This window comes from Methylobacterium sp. CM6244 (assembly GCF_054817885.1).
Genome location: NZ_CM139247.1, coordinates 716496 through 737093, shown reverse-complemented (window position 1 = coordinate 737093; position 20598 = coordinate 716496). Strand labels below are relative to the sequence as shown.

Genomic DNA, 20598 nt, shown 5'->3' with positions numbered 1-20598 from the left:
TCAGCCCGCCCGCTTGATCGCGAAGGAGTTCAGATACTCCTTCGGCTTGTCTGGGTCGAAAGTCTTTCCCATGACCACGAAAGTCTTGGTGGTGGCCACGGGCGGCACCAGGCCAGCCTGCTTCATCAGCTTGGCGGCATCGGTCGCACGGTAGATCTGCTGCGCCACGGCTTTGTAGTCGACGTCTCCCTTGATCTGACCCCAGCGCTTCATCTGGGTCAGCGTCCAGACCGCGAAGCTCTCGTATGGGAAGGGATCGAAGGCGACGCGCTTCGGATCCTTCTTCACGCCGCCCAGCCCATCCGCGTAGGTGCCGGTGAGGACCTGCTCCACCACGGTTTGGGGTTGGTTCAAGTAGTTCGCCGGCGCGATAGCTGCGGCGATGTCCTTGCGGTTCTTGGGATTCGAGGCGTGCGCAGTCGCTTCCATGATGGCCCGCAGCAGCGCTGCGGTGGCGTTCGGCATCTGCTGGATCGTGTCCTGCGCGATCGAGAAAGCGCAGCAGGGATGTCCGTCCCAAATCTCCTTCGACAGGATATGGATGAAGCCGACGCCGTCGTAGACCGCACGCTGGACCACGTTGTCGGGGGCCAGGAACCCGTCGATATTGTCGGCCCGCAGGTTGGCGACCATGTCGGGCGGCGGCACCGAACGCAGCTGCACATCCGCGTCGGGATCGATGCCGTGCTCGGCCAGATAGTAGCGCAGCAGGTAATTGTGGTTCGAGTAGTCGAACGGAATGGCGAACTTCATGCCTTTCCAGTTCTTCGGGTCGCGGTTGTCCCTGTGCTTCATCGCCAGGCAGATCGCCTGGCCGTTGACGTTCTCGATGGCCGGCACCGCGAAGGGCACCGCGGCGGAGCCGAGCCCCAGGCTGATCGCGATGGGCATCGGCGCCAGCATGTGGGCGGCGTCGTATTCCTTGTTCAGGGTCTTGTCGCGGATCACGGCCCAGCCGGCGGTCTTGACCACATCGACGTTCAAGCCCTGCTTCTCGTAGAAGCCCATGGGCTTCGCCATGATGATCGGCGTGGCGCAGGTGATCGGGATGAAACCGACCTTGAGGTCGGTCTTCTCGGGCTTCGCCCCTTCCGCGAAGGCCTCGGCCACGAACCGCGTCGGCAGGAACTGGCTGATCGCCGCCGCGGCGGTCGCGGCGCCGACGCTTCGGAGGAAGGCGCGGCGCTCGGCTTCCCGCGGGAATACGGCACGCATCATCGACGCCTCAACGACCCGCTGGACAGCGGCGTCGCCCGTCGGGAGCGCCGCCTCGTGCTCGGCCTGGCTCACATGCGCGCCGCAGTTGCAGCCACGGCGGCTCAGGCGACGTCGTGAACCGGAATACTTGTCGAACAGGGCCATCGCGGACTCCGGTGATGATTGTCTAGGAAAGTGGCAGCAAGAACTGAGCCGGCAGGTCTGTTTCCGGAGAGCGGCCGAAGGCCAGTATTCGTTCGGATCTCAGGCCGGATCGTCTTCATTCGCGGTGTCGGCCGGTGGCGAACACCCTCGTTGCGCTCGGATCTACCGCATCAGCATCACCAGCCCCGCGCCTCCGATGATGGCGGCCAGCACCGTGTCCAGCGCGCCCTTGCGGGCGATACAGACGGAGCGAAGACGAAGGCCGATGAGGCCGCCTCCCGCTCCCCCGGCCACGAAAGCCAAGACGAGGGCCCAATCCACGAGGTGGGACAGCGCGTAGCTCAGCCCGGTCGTCACCCCGAAGGCCGTGATGACCACGAGGGAACAGCCGATGGCACTCACCAGTGGCATCCCGGTGGCGGCGACGAGGCCGGGAACGATGAGGAAGCCGCCCCCAATGCCGAAGAATCCGGACAGCAGACCCGTGGCACCACCGTAGCCGACAAGTTTGGGCACACTTTCCCGAGCCACCTCCGTCCGTGCGGAGGCCGGTGCGAACCGACGCTTGAACATCAGGCCCGCAGCCGCCAGCATCACCAGCGCGAAGAGGAATTGCAGGCGGTGCCCGTCGAACTGCTTACTCAGGTCGGCGCCCAGTAGTGCAGCGAGGATGCCGGCCGCCCCGAACAATCCCGCGGCCCGCCACGGGACCTCCTCGACTCGGAGATGGCCGACGAGGTTGACGAGCGAGCAGGCCGCGACGGCGAAGGCACCTGTCCCAACCGCGACGTGGGTGTTCCTTAGCCCCACGACATGGATGAGCATCGGGAGAGCGAGGATGGAACCGCCGCCGCCGACCAACCCGAGGATCAGCCCGATCAGCGAGCCGGAGCTCGCGCCTAACGCGTATTGCACGGGTTCGAGCATCAAGACCCGCTCCCCGCGATTGCCCCTGGCTCTTTCTCGGGCCGGTTAAGCCAGGCGCGGACCTGCGACAGGTCGTACCCGGCCGCCTCGATTGCTCGGATTGAGCGCTCGGGATCGGTTTTGTCGGGGGTCGCCAATGCTGCAAGCGAAGCCGATCGTGTGCCGCTGCGGCAATAGGCGAGAACGGGACCACCCGCGCCGGCGACCGCTTTTCGGAAGGCGACGACGGCTTGTTCCGGAAAGCGCCCCGGGCGTACTGGTATCGAAAGAAAGTCGATCCCGAGTAGCTCGGCCCGCTGAGCCAGGACGGTACTGGCTAGCTGGCCGGCTTCCTCGCCGTCCGGCCGATTGCAGATCACGAGCCGGAAGCCCGCCCGTACGGCAAGCTCCAGGGCGCTCTCATCGATCTGAGAGGTCACGGAAAGGCTTGGGGAGAGGGGTGTAAATGCGCGCTGTGGGAAGAGCCGCGCCGGGGAGGGGGGGAGCGTTTCGGGCTTGCTCATGACCGGACCGTCGTCAGCGGGATCTTGAGGTAGCGCGTGCCGTTGGCCTCCGGTTGCGGCAGGCGTCCCCCGCGCATGTTCACCTGGATCGACGGCATGATCAGCCGTGGCGCCTTCAGAGTGCGGTCACGCGCGGTGCGCATCGCGACGAAGTCGTCCTCCGCCATTCCGTCACGGACGTGGACGTTCTCGGCCCGCTGCACGGCCACCGTCGTCTCGTAGATGAACTCGTCACGGCCGGGGGCCTTGTAGTCGTGGCACAGGAACAGGCGCGTGACGTCCGGAAGCGCCAGCAGCCTTCGGGTCGAGCGGAACAGCTGCCGGGCGTCGCCGCCGGGAAAATCCGCACGCGCCGTGCCGTAATCTGGCATGAACAGGGTGTCGCCGACGAAGGCCGCGTCCCCGATCACGTAGGCGAGGTCGGCGGATGTATGACCCGGCACGTGGAGCACGAGGGCCTCGATCCCGCCGATCGCGAAACGGTCGCCGTCATCGAACAGGCGGTCGAACTCCGAGCCGGCGCGGGCGAACTCGGTGCCGGCGTTGAAGAGCTTTCCGAACTCGTCCTGGACCTGGACGATGCCACGGCCGATCGCGAGCCGTCCGCCGAGCTGCTCCTGAAGGTACGGGGCGGCCGAGAGGTGGTCGGCATGGACGTGGGTCTCGAGGATCCACTCCACCGTCAGGCCCTGCGCGCGCACATAGGCGACGACGCGGTTCGCCGCCTCGTAGGACAACGTCCCGGATGCCGGGTCGAAGTCGAGGACACTGTCGATCACCGCCGCGGAACGACTTTGAGGATCGTGGACGACGAAGGTCGCGGTGTTCGTCGGCTCGTCGAAAAAGCCTTGCACGACAGGTCGGGGAACGGCGCCCGAGAGGGTCACCGCCACCTGTTCGTGCGCCTGCGAGAGAACGGGATCGGTTGCGGGAACGGCGCTCGTCATCGTCGATTCCTCAGGCTGCGAGCCAGGCGGTGATGCCGCCGTCGTGCCGCTGCTCCATAGCGAGACGGCGTTCCGTGTCCTCGACGACGTGCCAGGGGGCGCCCGGAACCGGGATGCCGTGAAGTTCGACCGGCGCGGAGCGCGTCTTCAGGCGGATGACGGGTGCGACGTGCGCGTAGCCCGGATGCGCCCGGCCGACGATGGCATGCGCGATCGCCTCGGCTTGCCGTGCGACCGGCTCGATGTAACGGCAGGGCTGGCCGTCGATGCTGATGCAGTCGCCGAGCGCGAAGATGTCGGGTCGGCTCGTCCGCAGCGTCGACCGATCGACGACGATTCCACGCTCGAAGGCGAGGCCGGCTCCACGGACGAGCCGCGAGGGCGTGGCGAGGCCCGTCGCCGCGACCACGGTGGCGGCGTCCAGGACCCCGCCGTCCGAGAGGGCGAGCGCGACATGGCCGTCCGGCCTGCAGCTCAGGCCGGTCACTAGGGTGTCGGCACGGTAGCGTACGCCCAGGCGCTCCAGGCCCGCCAAGAGCCGGCGTCCGGCCACCGCGGGCAGGAGTTCGGGCAGCGGAAGCCGCCCGGCGCCGATGAGCGTGACGCCATGACCGGCACGCGTGAGATCCTCGGCGAGCTCGCAGCCGACCATGCCGGCGCCGATCACCGCCACGGTGCGGGGACCGCGCCCGAGTTCGGCATGCAGGGCGGACCATGCCGCGAGGTCGTTGACGCGCCAGCACAGCGTGGGGTCGAGGCAGGCCGGCAACGCCGATTGGGCGCCGTGGGCGAGAACGAGCTGCGTGTAGGCCAGGGTGCCACGGGTCGTCCGCAGCCGATGCCGATCCGGCGAGAGGCCCACCGCCACCGTGTCGGGCATGAGATGCAGGCCGAGGCGGGCCGCCGCGGTCGCGCCGCTCTCCCGGCGCAGCGTGTCGGGTGACATGCCGCGTCCGAGCGCAACCGAGAGTTCCGGCTTGTGGTAGACGTCGCCGCTGCAGGCTGTCACCAGGGTGATCGGAACCTCTGCATCCTCGGCACGGATCGCCGCGGCGACGCTCCAGCCCGCCACGCCGGCCCCGACGATCACCACGCCCGGCCGGCGCTGCCGGACGAGGGGAACTGGCGCGGGGGCGACGGATGCCCGCCGTTGATAGGGCTCGAAATCCGATTTGGTGACGCCGCAGATCGGGCAGGCCCAATCCTCCGCGATGTCCTCGAAGCGGGTGCCGGGAGCCAGCCCGCTATCGGGATCGCCTTCGCCCTCGTCGTAGATCAGGCCGCAGGCCCGGCAGAGGAACTGTCTCCAGGGCCCGAGCCCGTCGGTCGGCGCGAGCGCGGTCATGCCCGGCCTCCCTCGCGGGTATCGGCCGGAAGGATCTCCCGCGACAGGCGGGCCATCTCCCAGCGCAGATGCTTGATGGCGGGCGTGACGATGGCGACGAAATGCGCTTCGCGGATACGCCGTTGAGGCGCGGCCGACATCAGGTAGCCGCGCGCGCCCTGGTGGAGCAGGGCGGATTGCGAGGCGCGGAGGGCGAGTTCGGAGGTCTGCGCGCGGGCGTCGAGCACGTCGATCAGGTAGTCGTTCGAGCCGTCATAGGGGGATTCGGCAAGCGTGAGGATTCGGGTGCGGAGTTCGGCGAGTTCGGCCGCAATCTGTCCGGGGCGGTCGTCGAGGAACTGGTTGACGTGCCCGAGGGTCTCCTCGACCGCGATCATGGAATCGAGGCTTCCCTCCGCGACGCCGAGGCCCATGCCGCATTGAAGCAGGATGAAGGCGGCTCGGATGCGGCCGATGAACGGGCGGGCGGGATCGGCGATCAGCTCGTCCTGGCCGACGAAGTACTCGTCCAGGCGCAAGCCCCAGGTGCTGGTGCCCTCCATGCCGGAGAATTGCGGACAGGGCCGCAGCTCGGCCCGGTCGCAGCGCAGCAGGAACATGATCTCGTGGCTGATCGTGTCGCCGGCGCCGACGACACCCGCGATGGCGCCGCAATACTGCCCCGGTCCGATGTGGCTGACCCATGGCAGCATGCCGTTGACCCGGTAACCGCCCGGCACGCGCCGTGCGCGCAGCAGGATCGGTTCGATTCCGGCAAAGGCCTTCATCGGGTTGGAGAGGGCCGTGCCGCCGAAGGTGCGACCCGCGGCATGGTCGTCGAGAATGGCCCCCGTCAGGGCGGGATTGCCAGACTGTTCCAAGTAGAGGCCGCAGACGTTCTGGCACCACATCAGGAAGCCGGTGGCACCGCAGGCACGGCTCGCCGCCTGCATGGCGGCGATGGAGAGGCCGACGCGGGTGCCGTGCCGGTCGAGATGGACGCCGAGAGCGCCCGCGCCACCGAGCCCGGCCATGATGTCGAGCGGGTAGGCCCCATGGTCGATCTGGGCCGCTGCCGCGCTCAGGGGACCGTCTGCAATGGCCGTCGTTCCGGCGAGGACGGTCTCATCCGTCCATTCGGAAGCGGCGGGCGTGACGCGTTGCGCCACCGTGATGGGGGCATCGGCCAGCCGAAGAGCGGGGGCGCTCGACATCGTGCAATCTCCTCAGAAGGGATCGGACGGGGCGGGACCGACCGGTCCCGCCTCCGGCTTCAGTCGGCCAAGCCGATGTCGAAGGGGATCGGGTTGCGCATGGAGTTGGCAACCGGCGAATAGACATTCGCGTGGCGCACGATCTCGTCGAGCTCCTCTCGTGTCGCGTCGCCTTCGATGGTCACGGCGACGCGGATCGCCTGGAAGCCCATCTCCTCCGGCTTCTTCTCGGCACCGCCCGCGCCCCAGGCGGCCGGGTTTCCGATGTCGCCCTCGATGTGGAGTTCGAGGCGCGACAGGCGCACCTGCTTCCACGTCGCGACGGCGGTGATGCCGACAGCAAGGCAGCCGCCGAGGGCCGAAAGCACGATCTCGCCGGGTGCCGGGGCGGTATCCTCACCGAACAGGTGCAACGGCTCGTCGACGACGACCGGCTGGTGATTGCCGACATAGCTGAGGGTTCGATACTGGCCGTCGACGACGGTGTGGACCTTGTTGGTCCCGCGTGAACCGGGATTGGCGCGGCCCTTCTCGGCGAACTTGGCGAGGCCGTCGCGATCGATCGGACGCAGGTAGGTCGTGAGGGTCGTCGGGGCGGCGCTGGCGCTCATGGTTAGCTCCTCTTGCTGCACGTGCCCCACGCGTTTTTGGGGCCGGCTCGAGGAGGGATGAGCAAGGCCTGTGCCAAGGCTGCCGTGCGCTCAATCTTTTTGAAAAGCCTTTTGCGGCAGTAACTTAATGGGGGTCTCGGTTCGCTCGTCCAGATCTGCGCCCCGCCGAATGTCGACACTATGTCGACATTGTCGAACTTTGTCGGTCTGGCTCAGGGCGCGGGCTGGAGCTTCCTCCATCGGTAGGAGAACTGGCGCTCGGTGAGGCCGAGTCTCTGCGCGGCCCGGGTCTTGTTCCCCCCGGCCTGGGCGAGCGCGAGGCGCAATTGCTCGTGTCCGTGCGAGTCGGCCGACAGATAGGGGCGGATCGTCGCCATTGGCGCGGCCAGGAAATCCCTTTCCATGGAGCCGGGGAGGGCAATCGACGTCCGAGCGGCGTCTCCTAGCATCGGCCGCAGGTCGTCCACATCGAGCACGCCCTCACTCGACAGCAGCACCGTTCGCTCGATGAAATTCGCAAGCTGCCGGATATTGCCCGGCCATTGCTGGCGAGCGAGATGCGCGATCGCGGCCTGTGTCAGGTTGACGTTCCGCTGGTTCTCCTGGTTCGCCCGCGTCAGGAAATGCAGCACGAGATCGGGAATATCGCCCCGTCGCTCCGCGAGCGGCGGCAGCGTGATCGGGATGACGTTGAGGCGGTAGAACAAGTCTTCGCGGAAGCGGCCCTGCGCGACGTCTCCCGCGAGATCCCGGTTCGTCGCGGCCACGAGGCGCATGTCGACCCGGATCTCGCGCTTGCCCCCGAGGCGCACGACGGTGCCCTCCTGAAGGGTCCGCAACAGCTTGGTCTGGAGGATTGCCGGCATCTCGCCGATCTCGTCGAGAAAGATGGTGCCATCGCTCGCCTGCTCGAACCAACCCGCGCGGGCCTCGACCGCGCCGGTGAACGCACCGCGCTCGTGGCCGAACAGCTCGGATTCGAAGAGGGTTTCGGGAATGGCCGCACAATTGACCTTGATGAAGGGCTTGCCCCGCCGCGGGCTGGCGAGATGGAGCGCTCGCGCGAACAGTTCCTTGCCGGTTCCCGAATCGCCGAGCAGCAGGACACTCGCCGTCGCGTTCGCGACCTTCTCGACTTGAGCGAGGGCACGCAGGAGCGCTGGCGACGTGCCGATGATGCCGTAGCGAGCCCGCTTGATGCGAAGCTCACGCGCCAGCATGTCGTTGTGTTCCTCGAGCGCGCGCGTCTTCTGCTCGACGCGCTCGTTCAAGGTCAGCAACTGACCGATCAACGTGGCGATGATGCGCAGGATGATGAGATCGTCGGAGAGCGCCCGCTCACGGTGGCGAATCCGGTGACACGCGATGGCACCCACCGTTCTCTGGTCGACCCGGATCGGAAGCGCCAGGAACGAGACGGCACCTTGCGGAAGCGTGGTCCGTTCGACGGCCCGGCCGAGGAAGGTCGGATCCTTGTCGATGTCCTGGACGATGATGAGATGGCCATCCTGGATGACGCGCCCGGTAATGCCTTCACCCAAAGCGTATCTGCCTCGGTCGACCTCCTCGCGGGTCAGGCCATAGGAGTGGGCGATCCGATAACCTTCCCCGTCCGGGTCTTGCAGGACGATGCGTCCGCGGTTGAGCCCTACGATCTCGGAAAGCAGATGCAGCATCTCGCGGGCCACCTGATCGAGGCGAATCCCTTTGCCGATCAGGTTCATGACCTCCTGAAGGAGGAACATTTCCTGCGTACGCCAGTGTGCGCTCAAGGCAATCCTGCTTGCACGTCCATCAGTCACTCAGGCGCCTCGGCTTCCGAATCGAAGATATGACGAGCTGCAAGCTTCGTGCAAACAGAGAGATGCGTCCGGGAAGGCATCGGCAGCGAGGAACCTTTCCGGCCGTTGTGGCCACGACAAGATCGTAACCCGTTAGGCCAGCGTCCGTTTCTTTCGTTTCTTCGACCAAAAACAGACCGATTCAAATCCGCCCTTCCCAGCCCTGGACACGATGCTGCGCTAAATGCGTTTTGCAAAATTCCTCATCATTGCGCTCTATATCTAGCAAGCGTAGGTTTGATTTAAGATGAAGAATTTTTTAGTTGACTTATTGTTACTATATTCGATTGATTCGAAAAGCGCCGTTAGGCAAGTTGTATTATCCGCAATAATAATTGACACATGACGCTGCCACAACTAGCTCTTAATGCCAATTCGTGCCGCATCGTGCCACCAGCGGGGAATGAAAGCCAACACACCTCTCTTCGTCCTACCGCGGTCGAAGAGCCACCCATTTCGTACATGCGTAGCGCTCGCCTGACGTGCGGCTTCTAGCGGTGGTGTCTCAGTTTGAAATTTGATCCCGAACGGTTGAGCCTTGCGTTCCCGTTCCGGTCCCTCGCGCGGGACCTACGGCTGGCGTATAATTGGCGTCAAGCAGGCGCAAGTCGAACGTGAGTGATTTCGCCATCAAAATCGATGATCCGCCCGACATCCTGAAACGGGATCGGGGGCCTTGGTATGCGCCAGATCAAGCTACAGCTAAAAAAAGGAGAAATATCGCCCGAACTACATATTTGAGCATGACAAGTGCTCGCGCGATATCGTGATCTCGGAGGGGGGTGTCGAAAGGTGTCGTCATTCGAGTGACAAATGGAGGTTATTCCAATATTTTGTCTTATGCGCGTGAATAATGCCCGCCGGACCAAAAGGCCAAAAGCGTTCCGCCGACGCTATCGGCAACGCCGTGATGATGATGCGCATCGCCACCGAGGAGGAGTCAGAGTTTTTAAGACAATTCAATCTCATCAATGATCAGCAAGCTATATTTTGGTATGATTTTACTGATCAATTCCGAGATGTACGCTATCGCATAGCCCGATAATAGCCAGAATATATATGATCGACCGTTCTTAGTAAGGACTGGTATATCCCGCTGCTGATCTGCTGTCGAAAGCGCAAAGCGCGCCCTTGAAATTTCTTCACCTCACAAATAGCAATTGACGCAATCGATCTTCATCGAAAGCTATATGTAATTGCTCTTGATGTTTAGGTTTTGCAATCCTGGTTTGTGCAAAAAAGGGGCAGGGAGCGGAGATGCTTTGCACTTTCGATGCTTAGTCGTCACATGCGAGATTTCGTAAACTTCAGAGATTCTGGTTGTTTGTGTGAACTGCAGTTCTGTGGCCCAAGTTCAGGCGACTGAAAGGGTCCTTCGTGTGATACGCTCCCTGTGGCTTTTGTTGCCTTGATGGATCGATCAGCGAGTATGCTGATGATTGTTTGATTGAGGCTCTCAATGAGAGATTGGATTTCGACAAGTTCGCGTCTGAGATGATTCTTGTCTTCGTGATCAGTCTGATCGGCGATACGCGAAAGCGCGATGGCGATCTCTCCTGCTTGTCGCGCAAGTGCCGTCAGTACGCCTTCGCCGCTAACCTTCGTGCCGAAGGCTCGTTTCGTTTGCCTGCACGTAGCGAGTTCGTGGCCGCCGGCGATGGACTCGACCATGCGCATGAGGGAGATCCGGCCTGCTGCGATGCGCGGTGGATCGGAGGCTAGGAAGTTGCGCGCCGCGGCGAGATTGATGGAGGCGAGCCATGCGGGCCGATCTCGCCCCGTGACCCAATGGTCAGCTACTGTCACGTCTGCGAACTCCGGCATCGATAGCGTCTTCGCTAGCGAGCCTGGAGCGTGAAGGAAATGAGTTCGGACTGCTATCCGTTTTCGGCAGATCCATCCAGATGCGGCCAAAAACGTGCTCGGTGGTCCCGCGTTGTGTTGGAAACAGCTTTGCGAAGGTCTATGTAAATCGGATGGCGTTTTGAGGGAGGTTCCTCATGGCTACGCTATGGCGTCCATAGCTCAGCCTGATCGGCCGACAGCACGGGACCGCGCGCCGGCTAACCAAGCCGAATCACCCGTGGACCAACGGCGCGGTCGAGGGGATAAACTTGGCCTTCATGGAAGCTGCTCTCGAGCGCTACTGTTACGTCGGCTACGGCCGGGAACGCAGATACCTCGCTGAACTTAATAAGCGCCTACACCCTCGAACGGATGTAGAAGACTCCAAGCGGCGTGACTCCCTGTCAAGCCATCTGCAGAGCATGGACCGAAGAACCCATCGGGTTCATCGCGAGCCAAAACACCAAACCCGGAACCTAACATTCAGCGGGCGGCCTCATCATCCCGGCAAGTTGTTTGATCCGGCCCGCGGGAATCGCGCAGTTCGAAGGGTATCCGATGGCTTCTCGTGGAATCTCTGCTGATAGTAGATGGCGAACCGGCCCCCGTGCTGCATCCCGTATCGGTTCGCGATCTCCAAAATGTTTGCGTGACCTGCACTCGCTAGGATGGCCCGTCGCGCGCATTCTAGCCGTCGGGCGCGGAGCCACTGAAGCGGCGACATGCCGCGAAAGCGCGAGAATGCGTGGTGAAGTGTACGTTCCGGGACTTTCGCAGCCAACGCGATCGCCTCGATTTTAAGATCATCATGGAGGTGGGAGTCCATGAATTTCTCGGCGAGGTGGACATGGACGGGTGCGGGGCTAAGGGTGGGGCTCGCGGACGCAGCACGGGAGTTCAGCATCGCCTTTATCAGGCCGGCTACAGTGTCTTCCGTCCCTGCACGCACAGTAGCACTTTCGAACGCCACTCCTCCCCGCGCAAACTCCCTGCATACGAACGATAGATAATCGACGAGAGTGCCCGCTATATCGGTCATGGGTTCAGGGCCGATGCCCACGCCTGGGCCTGAATAGCATTCGTCGCCGAGTTCGATCATGCGCCGCGGTACGCTTACTGCCAGATGGGAATCCTCGACTTCGTGAATGAACTGGTATGGTACGTCCGGGCCCATCAGCATGTAGTCGCCTACGGAGATTGTTCGAGCCTCCGCCGATGCGATGACATGCATCTCGCCTCGAAGCGGCAAGACGAAAATGTACTGCGCGCGGTTAACTTCCTCGATCACGACGTCGATCGCACTGCCATAGGCGATCTGATTGAAGGTAGTGCGGTCGATCCGCGCTGAACTATGCCGGAAATCCAACGGGACGCCGCGCTCGTGATGTACGATGCGATGCGGGCAAAAAACTTCTGCCACGCTCTGAATGGCACGTTGGGGATCTGTGCTGCGCTGCAGGTCAAAGCGAACCGGATCGAATCGATCCGAACGATGCGCTATGAAGAAGTCGTCGGCTGCCATGGCCGCCAGGGTTCGATCAAGTCCATTCATGTCGGCTTCCGCACGCAAGATTCCCCGGGAACAGTACTATCACGCGACGGGCCGCGTGAGTCCTCCTGAACCCGTCCAGAAGAAAGTTCCCGTCTCAAAGCCGGACTCAAGCAAAATCCGAACCCGCCGCGCTGGCAGCGCCGCGATGGGAAGCTGACATTCGGTGTCGGACGGTAGCGGAGTGCCGCGGTTGTACCTTCGGTGGCCCGGTTCCTGGAGCAGCAAGCTCAGCATTCGCGGCATTTGGGCTTCCAGGGCTACTCGTCGACGCTCTGAATGGAGGCGGGGCTTTCGCAGGCTTAGGATGCTGATCCAATTTGTTCGACGGTTGGTACGATCGTCCTGTCGGATTGCGATAGGAACTGGGCGCGGAACGCGCTGTGGCGCCATTGAAGTATGAGGGCTACCAGCTTACCGATGGTTTAGGGAGTGAATTAGGAACAACTGTCCCGACATTTTTAACGTCCGGCAGTGGAACTTCGAGGCGTTTTTTCTAAGGGAAACACTTCTGGCTCGTGGCAGGGGCATGGCTAATCCGTTCAGTTCGAACACCGTTATGCTTTCAGGCAGAAAGTCGGCGCTGCGTCCACTTCGAACAATGATAGCCCAGTCAATTACATGCTATTGGAAACACATCCAGCCAAAGCACAGGGTAATCTGTTGAACAAGGGGTCCAAATCACAATACGGCGAGGCTTTGTGGTGGGCGATCGTACCGGCCTGCTGAGGTGTACGACGGCGTTTTCAGGCGCTAACCAGTGGCAGGCTGACATAAAAAATCGCGCCTCCGCCCTCCCGGTTGGCGGCCCTCATCTCACCGCCGAGACGTTGGATCGTTGACCTGCAGATCTGTAAGCCAAGACCGATACCACCTTCCTTGGTGGTAAAGAATGGCTGGAAGAGGCGTTCTAAGTCGCTCGGCTCGATACCAATGCCCGCGTCCTCGACGGACAGTTCGACTTTACAGTCGACCATCTTGACACTTACAGTAACAAATTTTCTAGAATCGTCGACATCAGTCACAGCCTCTCGCGCGTTATTGATTAGATTGATGAGTACCTGCTGAAGATCGACCAAGTTACCGAAGACGTGCGGGACGTCGCCAGCAACGTCAAGCCGAAGGGCGACGCCGGCGTGTTGCATGTCACGCGCAAGCAGGTCACAGGTTGTTTTCGCTACTTCGACAAGATCAAGGCTATGCGTCTCCTGGGATCGACTAGTTATTCGGTCATGGGTATGCTTGACTATGGCGGAAACCCGCTGAGTGGTCGCGGACATACGCTCAAGCACTCTTATCGCGGCTTGGACATTAGGCTTCTCGCGATGCAGCAACCGAAGGCCCGTGTTTGCATCCATGCTGATTGAGGCAATCGGTTGATTAAGTTCATGTGCGATTGAGGCGGAGAAAGCGCCAACGGTCGCCACGCGATTGGCACGTGCCAGTTCCTCCTGCACAGCGCGACGCATCTCTTCGATGCGCTCCTGACTGCTTATGTCAATAAGACTGGACAGCTGTCTTTCGTCTGAAAGCCGGATAACCGAGTAAAACGCAGGGACGCGGCGTCCCCGACTACCAATCAACACTACGCGGCCTTCTACGGCGTCCCAGCCGTAGAAGATCATTTCGAACTGTCGTAGCAGCACGCCCTCGATGTCTTCGGCCGTCCTATCCACCGGTCGATCCACGGCAGTTTCGACATCGTCGAAGCCCAGCATTTTGATGCAGGCATCGTTGACGGATATTGTCTTCACGGCTGCCACGCAGCGCGTGAGCACCTCTGGATTGGCGGCCATGTACGATGCCAAGTCTCCGACGCCCTCGAGCTTTAGTGCGTCCAGGATCCGGGCGACGTCAGCCATGTCTTGCTCGGCGAAAGCGATCTTGCTGATAGCAAAAAGGCTTTCGTATCGAGCTTCGGCTCTTGCGAGTTCTGCGGATTGTTCCGCGACTCGGTCGGTTAGTTGGCGCAACTCTCGTTCGGCCACCAGCTGCGAATCGATGTCGGACGCTCCGCCGAACCAGTGAGGCCTCCTCTTGTCTTCCGAAGTGTCGGCGGGCCGCGCGAAGAATCGCATCCACCTGAATGTGCCGTCGGCATGACGTAGACGTATCTCGCACTCGATCTGCTTGGCTGTGCGGACGCCGGTGGCGAATGCATCCTGAAGCGCTGCAGTGTCGTCCGGATGGACATGGTCCCACCATCCTTGCTTCGTGACGGCTTCGATACGATTCTGTCCCGTCAGACTCCTCGTACCAGCGATTGAGGAACTCGATTTTTCCGTTCTGGTCGGCCCAGAAAAGCAGGTGAGGCACCGCATCAGCAAATGCTCCTGCCGGCAGGGCTGCCTGTTTGCCATTGACCGAAGCCCGATCAGGTTTTGGAGACGATCCTGCGAAATGGTAGTTCAGTTGCGTTCCGGGCGTTACCACGACACGATCGCTCCAGAACGTCCGCCGAGTTCTTGAGGTAGAGGTCCAGGGCAACCGGCGGCCGTCCCCTGACTCCGTCGGCTATCTTGCGCCCGACGGGGTTGTCCTTGGGAACGATTGCACAGACATGAAGAAACGATCGTAAGGCGATTCGGCGCCGTTCCTGTGGTGCGGGCAACAGGACGTTCGATCGCGAGATCCACAGGCATCGGCATAAAACGAAACTCCCGACAGCCTCTGGCGCCGTTTCTAGTGATTACAATCTTCTAGGTCCACGGTCCCGGCCCAGCAGATCTAGCGCCTCCAGCATACACCCCTAGGACGGACCTGATCCATTCCCGACCTTATTGCTCCGCTTCCGGACCGCTTACGAACCTTGGGTTGTTAGATTGTATGCGGAGCGCATGAAATGGAACGATTATCTGACGCTCCGGGCTCCAGCCAGCGGCGCCCTGCGCATTGTCGGGCTGAGGGTCCAATATCTTCCATGCCCCCGGTGCCTGTAGGGCCTCTGCGTCCCCGTCTGACCGCAACAACATGGGAGTGGCCATGCTGCCCACCACGGGCTTCAAGCCCAAAGACTGAATCGCAGCCCGCTCTTCCCCGCGATCCCAATGGGGTGATGCTGGATTTATTATAGATCGCTTGGATTGGATCAGATCTATGTGGCAGAGCTCCAGCGGCAAATGCCATACCTTGGTTTGACTATGAGGGCTAAGAGGAGCGGTTTACATACGAGAGCATGCTGGCCCGCCGGAGTTTCATTGGTATTATACTCGGATGGATCGCAGCCCGGAGAAGCAAAATGATCGCTCGTCTTTTCAGTCTGGCTTTGTTAGCCCTTGGTCCTCTCATATTCGAACGATCCGGCTGGACGATACCACACAAGAAAAACAGTACCCCGTCTCACATCGCCGCCGTGTGGCATGGTAGTTCGATCGTGAAGTAAGCGTCTCGCGATAGAGCTGCGCAACGGGCCGGTCGATGAATCTGAACACCGTTGGACGGGAGCGGGCATCTCGGCGCTGCCGATCCTACGGCCTCGCGAGGCGGCACCGCGAGAGTAACTCAATTTGGATCGAGGTTGGGCGCTGCACATCGGCAGCACCCAGAAAGCTCAACGCCTCGCGGCGAGTTCGAGGCCTATGAAGGTGCTCGGTGCGTGCGTTGCATGCTTTAGGATAGCCCGTGCACTGTCCGCAATGACGAGCCATGCACCAGCCATGAGCATGACATCCTTTAGGACTAGACGGCCGGCGCCGGACAAATAGGGAAAACCATGCTGCGCGTCACCTAAAGCCGGCACCCACGCCTCCGGCGTGGTGACGAGGAAAGAAAGCGTCACCAGGGGAGTTAGGAAGGCGAGCACCGCACCGGCCAGTCCAAGGCGCCGCGACACGAAGCCAGTCAGGATGAGTGCGCCGATTATTAACTCGACCGTGCCCAAGCCCCACGAGAAGGCGTAAGTGCGATTCTCAGTCTGCCAAGCACGCTCGACCGGCTTCAGTTCGCCTTCATGTGTGAGGTGCTGTGCGTACTGATCGGGATGGGCGTAGAAAAACGACAAGACTGGACTGTTGGCGACAAACGGCGTGATGCTGTCGGCCTCGTAGGGCGCGAACTTCACACCGCCGATCCAAAGGAAGACTACGGCGATGGCAACCCGCATGGCCTGAATGCCGATGCGGTTTGAACCCGGCCCCGAGACGAGGGCGAGGACGTGGCGGATCTGTGCGTTCATGGAACGGCTCCATTTCTCGACTGGTTGAAGTGCCGGGTTACGCCTCGGTCGAAGCCGCGTAGGCATTGAGTGCGCGCGTCGCATAGACGACGGCGGCCCCGGCATTGATGGTCGTGGCGACGCCAAGTGCTTCGCCGAGTTCACCTTCGCTTACGCCGAACTTGCGCGTGGTATCGGTATGGACAGTGTTACGTTCATCGCGGCGCAAGGAGATCGCGATCATCTCTCACGTCTTGGCGTCGAGGTGGCCCGTCCTCTGGCCGGCCGTGCTCAGCGCGCCATAGCCGCGCACAGTCTCAGGGCTGAGCTTGGCGAAGCGGCTGACGCCAGCCGTGATCTGCTGGCGATAGGAATTCCAATCCATCATATTCATGACGACCTCCTTGGTGTCGGCCCAGGAAGTAATCCGCGTTGCCGCTACGCGGGATGGCAGCCGGACGCAAGCTGATGGCCGAGCGGATCAAGTCGCGGCAGGGACACGCGCGTCCTGCCGCACCTGCCCCGGCCGAACGCCGTACCTGCGCAGGAAGGCCCGGCTGAAGGCGCCCTGCGACTGATAGCCGGCATCTGCCGCGATCTGGTCCAGCGATGCGTGCGCGGTGCGCAACCTCTGCCGGGCCAGACCGAGTCGTAAGTCCATCAGAAACTCCAGAGGTGCAATCCCTGCGGCCCTGCGGAAGGCCCGGACCAAGGTTGCTCGTGAAGCCGCCGCAGCGTGGGCAAGTTCATCGAGGGTCCAGGCGTGCACGGGATCGCGCAGCATCGCGGTGACGGCCTGAGCAGTGGTCCGTTGCGCAAGAAGCCGCAGCAAGCCTTCCACCGGTGCGGACGCTTCGAGGTGACTCCGCAGCATCATCACGAACAGCGCAGTCGCTAAATTTTCGGCGATGGCCAGGGCTCCAGCCCGCTCGCCATCCAGCTCTTCTCGAATGCCGGCGAGCAGCGGATCGAAGCGGGTGGTCAACGGCTGCTCGCCCACGCGCAGAACAATGACGTCCGGCAGCGCCGCGACGATCAGATTGTCGGGTGCGGCTTCGAAGTGCAGCCGGCCGCAGACTAGTTCCACGTCCGGCACTGCCCCGAGGCTGGTTTTGAAACTGAAGGATCCTTGCCGACGGGTGGTGACGGGTGAAGGGACCAAAGCCGGCATACCCGGTGCATGTACCGTGTGTGCATTCCCATGAGGCAACAGCAGAATGTCTCCGGGACCCAAGTCCAAGGGAAGGCCTTCCAACCAGTCGAGTGTCGCCCGCCCTCGCACCACGATGTGGAAGTAAGCGTAGCCTGACTGCGCATGTTCGTGGACGGCAGACCACGATCCGCCAAGACGGCAGACATTATCGAGCCACGGTCGAACCCGCAGCAACGGTGCGAGCGCGCTCAAGGCATCCTCAACCTTCTCAGCCGTCATCACCACCTCGTCTCAGCCACCATCAGTCGATTGTACGTGCCTCGACGGGAAGTTTTCCGGTGCCGAGGCGCTCCAGGGTTCCCGCGCGCGAACGACGGATGATCCGCTGGGACACGAAGCTGCGCCGACCAGACATAAAAGAATGAAGTCCGCATCGATAGATCCACTTCAATCACGTAGGGCCGCAGCGAACCCTTCGCGAACGATAGGAGATAACTATGATCAACCGTCTTGCTTCTGCTGCCTTGATCGCTTTTCTTGTGACTACATCGAGTTCCCAGGTCTCGTCTCGTGAGACCGAAACGTTCGTTGCTTGGGGCTACACCTTCGATGTTCCGGCCTTTCGGGCGACCACAGCTAGGGACGCCGCAGATTTCGGAGATGTTGCTCTGACGACCGGATCAATCCCAACTGGGCGCCCTCACGTCTCAATCAAGGCTGGCGCGGCGTCTGAGAACGCTTCCGCAGCCAATGCTCGGGCTAGCCGCACGCTCAGTGTCTGGGGAGCGCGGCTCGACGCTCCGGCATATTGAGAGTTGGTGATCCTCGGGGCACCCTGCTTCCGAGGCCACGAGCCACAGGAGCAGGGTTCGCCGACGGTTTTATGAAGCTTGGCCTGAGATCGAGGCAAGGTCGGCAGGCTGGTGTGAAGGTTTGATCAGAGCGCAATCTGATACCAGGTCGAGGGGGCCAAGGACACGATGGGACGCCGTAAAGTCTCGAACAACTTTAACTCCGATCGGCCGGCTTGGAGACGCGTCCCTCCTCGGCCCCTCGGATGTATTGCGTGGCGACGAGCCATCCCTTGAAGAAGCGTAGGGGCACAATACAGGCGATCAGCACGATCGGAAGAGTCGTCACCGCATGTACCCAGATCGACGGTGAGTAGGTGAGTTCGAGCCAAATGCCGAATCCGGTGGCGGGCACGGCGGCTGTCATCATCACGAAGAAGGCCGGCCCGTCGGCTGGATCCGCAAAGGAGTAATCGAGGCCGCAGATATCGCAGCGGGTGGCAAGCTCCAAAAAGCCTCTGAACAGGTGGCCGGTGCCACATCTGGGACATCGGCTTCTGATCGCAACTCCTATTGGGGACTGCTCGTCATATGATGATTTGGACATCTACATCCTCGCTTCTTTGCGTCCGCCACGTCGTAGCATGCGTTATGATCGTTGTACTCAATAGGCGTCCCATGATACTCTGGCGGCAATGAAAATCTTGTTGCCGGTCAGATCCATCGTAAATTTCTAAGCAAGAAGGATATCTGTATTTTCTGCCACAAGCTGCCCACATTTACTCGTGGTCTTATAAATAGTATTTTGTGGTCCAGTAAGACTAAGAGACAGTTTGTGTTCTAAATCAGTAATACTATGGCTTTCCATGCGGCATATCGGACGAGCGATAAAATTCAAATTAAAGATTCGGAAGCATGAGGATATAGCTGATAGGTCTTGCTTGACCCATGCCATCTGCATAGGCATACATACGAAAGTCGCACTATCCGTCGCGTGAGCGTGCCAACTTCGGTCACAGTTACCTTCCTGGATCTGGCCTTCCGGCTACCCATGGCTGCTACCATGCAGCATCCTCTCACTCGGCTCGGTCCAAAATACCGATCAGGTTAGGTACGTATCTCACATGTGGTCAGGGAAACGAATCTCTTAGTCACCGTAAAGGCGAAGGGTAGCGCGCCGCCCAATAACCTCCAGGACTTCGTTTCGACAACCCAGAGGTACGATTTGAGCAACGCTTTGGACAACGCCGTGTTGTTGAAATGCGGGTGAAATTAGGTACTCTGGACAGTTTCGAATAATAACTAACCCTAGTTAGCTACCATTACGCAAATTATTGCGGTCAGCCTGCGCTTGCCCCTGGAATTTTGGTGATTCGCTTCGCACAATCTGCGCATACGTGGATTTGCGGGGGGGCGGTGCGTACGATCAATCACAGGGAGCTCGAACTGGACGAGGCGCTCCACCGCAAGATCTCGCCGGTGGAGGCGTACCGCCGCTTTCACGAGCTCCACGGCGTCTGGGAGTGCCTGTACGAGCGTTACGGTTGGCTCACAGAGGGCCACGTTCGCGAGCTCGTGGAGGCCGGCCGCGCGCTCATTGAGGGGCGCCCTAGCAACGCCCGTCGTGCCCTCACCCGCGATCAGGAACAAAGTGTCGTCGACGCGGTCTTCTCGCTCGGTGGCGTGAGCTACGCAGCGCAAGCGGCGGGCGTCACAGAGAAGCTCGTCCGCAAGTTGCTGCAAGAGCGCGGGTATTCGGAATGGCCGAAGGCCTCGCGCCGCCCGGCGGACGTTGCCGTCGCTAGGGACCGGGTCGCCGCCGCGACGAGGAGGGCGGCATGACGGACCTGACTGCAGAGGACGTCCGTCTTCGCCTGTCCCGGGCGATCCGGGACGCGGCATCGCAGCGGGCCTTCGCTAATATGGCGGGTGTTAGCCCGGCGTACGTCAATGACGTCGTGCACGGCCGCCGGGCCTCCGGCGGCTCGATCCTGGCGGCCCTCGATCTAGTGCGCGTTGAGCGATTCGCCATTTGGGGGGCGTCATAAGACGGCGCGCCCGCACGGGAAAGCGCGGCGGTCGATGTTACGGGCAACCGGACATCGATGCCTACCGCGACTTATGACCGTGAAGGGAAGCAAGTTAACCACCGATCTACGATCAGCTCGACGCCGACCAAAGGATCAACGATTCTGTCCATGACGACCAAGACTTACGAACTCATCGTCTCCCTCGACATCTCCGAGGGTCTCATGACCCTGACGAGCATGGCAGGTGACGACGCGCCCTTAGACCTGGAGACCGCCCGGTGGGCGCTCGAGGTCCAGGGGTTTGCTGGCTTCCCCGCCTATAGCGTCCCGGATCTCCGCGGCGCGATC

17 protein-coding genes are annotated in these 20598 nt (G+C 61.6%); 1 reads left to right on the top strand and 16 read right to left on the bottom strand.

Annotated features, from left to right (window positions below; all coding sequences use genetic code 11):
* The 16 genes from ACYQML_RS03345 to ACYQML_RS03270 form a co-directional block, all read right to left on the bottom strand.
* The gene (locus tag ACYQML_RS03345) at window positions 1-1362 is read right to left on the bottom strand and encodes a CmpA/NrtA family ABC transporter substrate-binding protein (protein WP_461234698.1); all 1362 of its coding nucleotides are present in this window, start codon (window positions 1360-1362) and stop codon (window positions 1-3) included.
* A gap of 162 nt (window positions 1363-1524) precedes the next feature.
* Window positions 1525-2289, bottom strand: coding sequence for a sulfite exporter TauE/SafE family protein (locus tag ACYQML_RS03340; protein WP_461234697.1), 765 nt, complete (start codon window positions 2287-2289; stop codon window positions 1525-1527).
* Complete coding sequence (locus ACYQML_RS03335; RefSeq protein WP_461234696.1) at window positions 2289-2792, bottom strand: protein tyrosine phosphatase family protein; 504 nt, start codon at window positions 2790-2792, stop codon at window positions 2289-2291. Before ACYQML_RS03335 ends, ACYQML_RS03340 begins: the two co-directional genes overlap by 1 nt.
* Complete coding sequence (locus tag ACYQML_RS03330; RefSeq protein WP_461234695.1) at window positions 2789-3739, bottom strand: MBL fold metallo-hydrolase; 951 nt, start codon at window positions 3737-3739, stop codon at window positions 2789-2791. Before ACYQML_RS03330 ends, ACYQML_RS03335 begins: the two co-directional genes overlap by 4 nt.
* A 10-nt stretch (window positions 3740-3749) precedes the next feature.
* Window positions 3750-5084 (bottom strand): FAD-dependent oxidoreductase, encoded by a 1335-nt coding sequence (locus ACYQML_RS03325; protein ID WP_461234694.1) that lies wholly within the window; start codon window positions 5082-5084, stop codon window positions 3750-3752.
* Window positions 5081-6277 carry an acyl-CoA dehydrogenase family protein gene (locus ACYQML_RS03320; protein WP_461234693.1) on the bottom strand — a complete coding sequence of 399 codons (1197 nt, stop codon included), beginning with the start codon at window positions 6275-6277 and terminating at the stop codon, window positions 5081-5083. The genes ACYQML_RS03325 and ACYQML_RS03320 overlap by 4 nt, the downstream gene beginning before the upstream one ends.
* A 59-nt stretch (window positions 6278-6336) precedes the next feature.
* Window positions 6337-6888 carry an OsmC family protein gene (locus ACYQML_RS03315; protein ID WP_056455119.1) on the bottom strand — a complete coding sequence of 184 codons (552 nt, stop codon included), beginning with the start codon at window positions 6886-6888 and terminating at the stop codon, window positions 6337-6339.
* Between the two features lie 212 nt (window positions 6889-7100).
* Complete coding sequence (locus ACYQML_RS03310) at window positions 7101-8612, bottom strand: sigma 54-interacting transcriptional regulator (protein ID WP_461235649.1); 1512 nt, start codon at window positions 8610-8612, stop codon at window positions 7101-7103.
* 1401 nt (window positions 8613-10013) lie between these two features.
* Window positions 10014-10553, bottom strand: a complete 540-nt coding sequence (locus ACYQML_RS03305) for a hypothetical protein (protein WP_461234692.1) — start codon at window positions 10551-10553, stop codon at window positions 10014-10016.
* Window positions 10554-11073: 520 nt separating this feature from the next.
* Window positions 11074-12096: an AraC family transcriptional regulator gene (locus ACYQML_RS03300; RefSeq protein ID WP_461234691.1), complete on the bottom strand. Its 1023-nt coding sequence runs from the start codon at window positions 12094-12096 to the stop codon at window positions 11074-11076.
* A gap of 773 nt (window positions 12097-12869) precedes the next feature.
* A complete protein-coding gene (locus tag ACYQML_RS03295; protein ID WP_461234690.1) occupies window positions 12870-14444 on the bottom strand; it encodes an ATP-binding protein in 1575 nt (524 codons plus the stop codon).
* Between the two features lie 1229 nt (window positions 14445-15673).
* Window positions 15674-16297, bottom strand: coding sequence for a reactive chlorine resistance membrane protein RclC (gene rclC / locus ACYQML_RS03290; protein WP_461234689.1), 624 nt, complete (start codon window positions 16295-16297; stop codon window positions 15674-15676).
* A 37-nt stretch (window positions 16298-16334) separates the two neighbouring features.
* On the bottom strand, window positions 16335-16520 hold the full coding sequence (locus tag ACYQML_RS03285) for a carboxymuconolactone decarboxylase family protein (protein WP_461234688.1): 186 nt from the start codon (window positions 16518-16520) through the stop codon (window positions 16335-16337).
* A 3-nt stretch (window positions 16521-16523) separates the two neighbouring features.
* On the bottom strand, window positions 16524-16670 hold the full coding sequence (locus tag ACYQML_RS03280; RefSeq protein ID WP_461234687.1) for a hypothetical protein: 147 nt from the start codon (window positions 16668-16670) through the stop codon (window positions 16524-16526).
* 87 nt (window positions 16671-16757) lie between these two features.
* A complete protein-coding gene (locus ACYQML_RS03275) occupies window positions 16758-17708 on the bottom strand; it encodes an AraC family transcriptional regulator (protein WP_461234686.1) in 951 nt (316 codons plus the stop codon).
* A 729-nt stretch (window positions 17709-18437) separates the two neighbouring features.
* A complete protein-coding gene (locus tag ACYQML_RS03270; protein ID WP_461234685.1) occupies window positions 18438-18827 on the bottom strand; it encodes a DUF983 domain-containing protein in 390 nt (129 codons plus the stop codon).
* Window positions 18828-19636: 809 nt separating this feature from the next.
* Here ACYQML_RS03270 and ACYQML_RS03265 point away from each other — a divergent pair.
* A complete protein-coding gene (locus ACYQML_RS03265; RefSeq protein WP_461234684.1) occupies window positions 19637-20062 on the top strand; it encodes a hypothetical protein in 426 nt (141 codons plus the stop codon).
* Window positions 20063-20598: the final 536 nt, after the last annotated feature.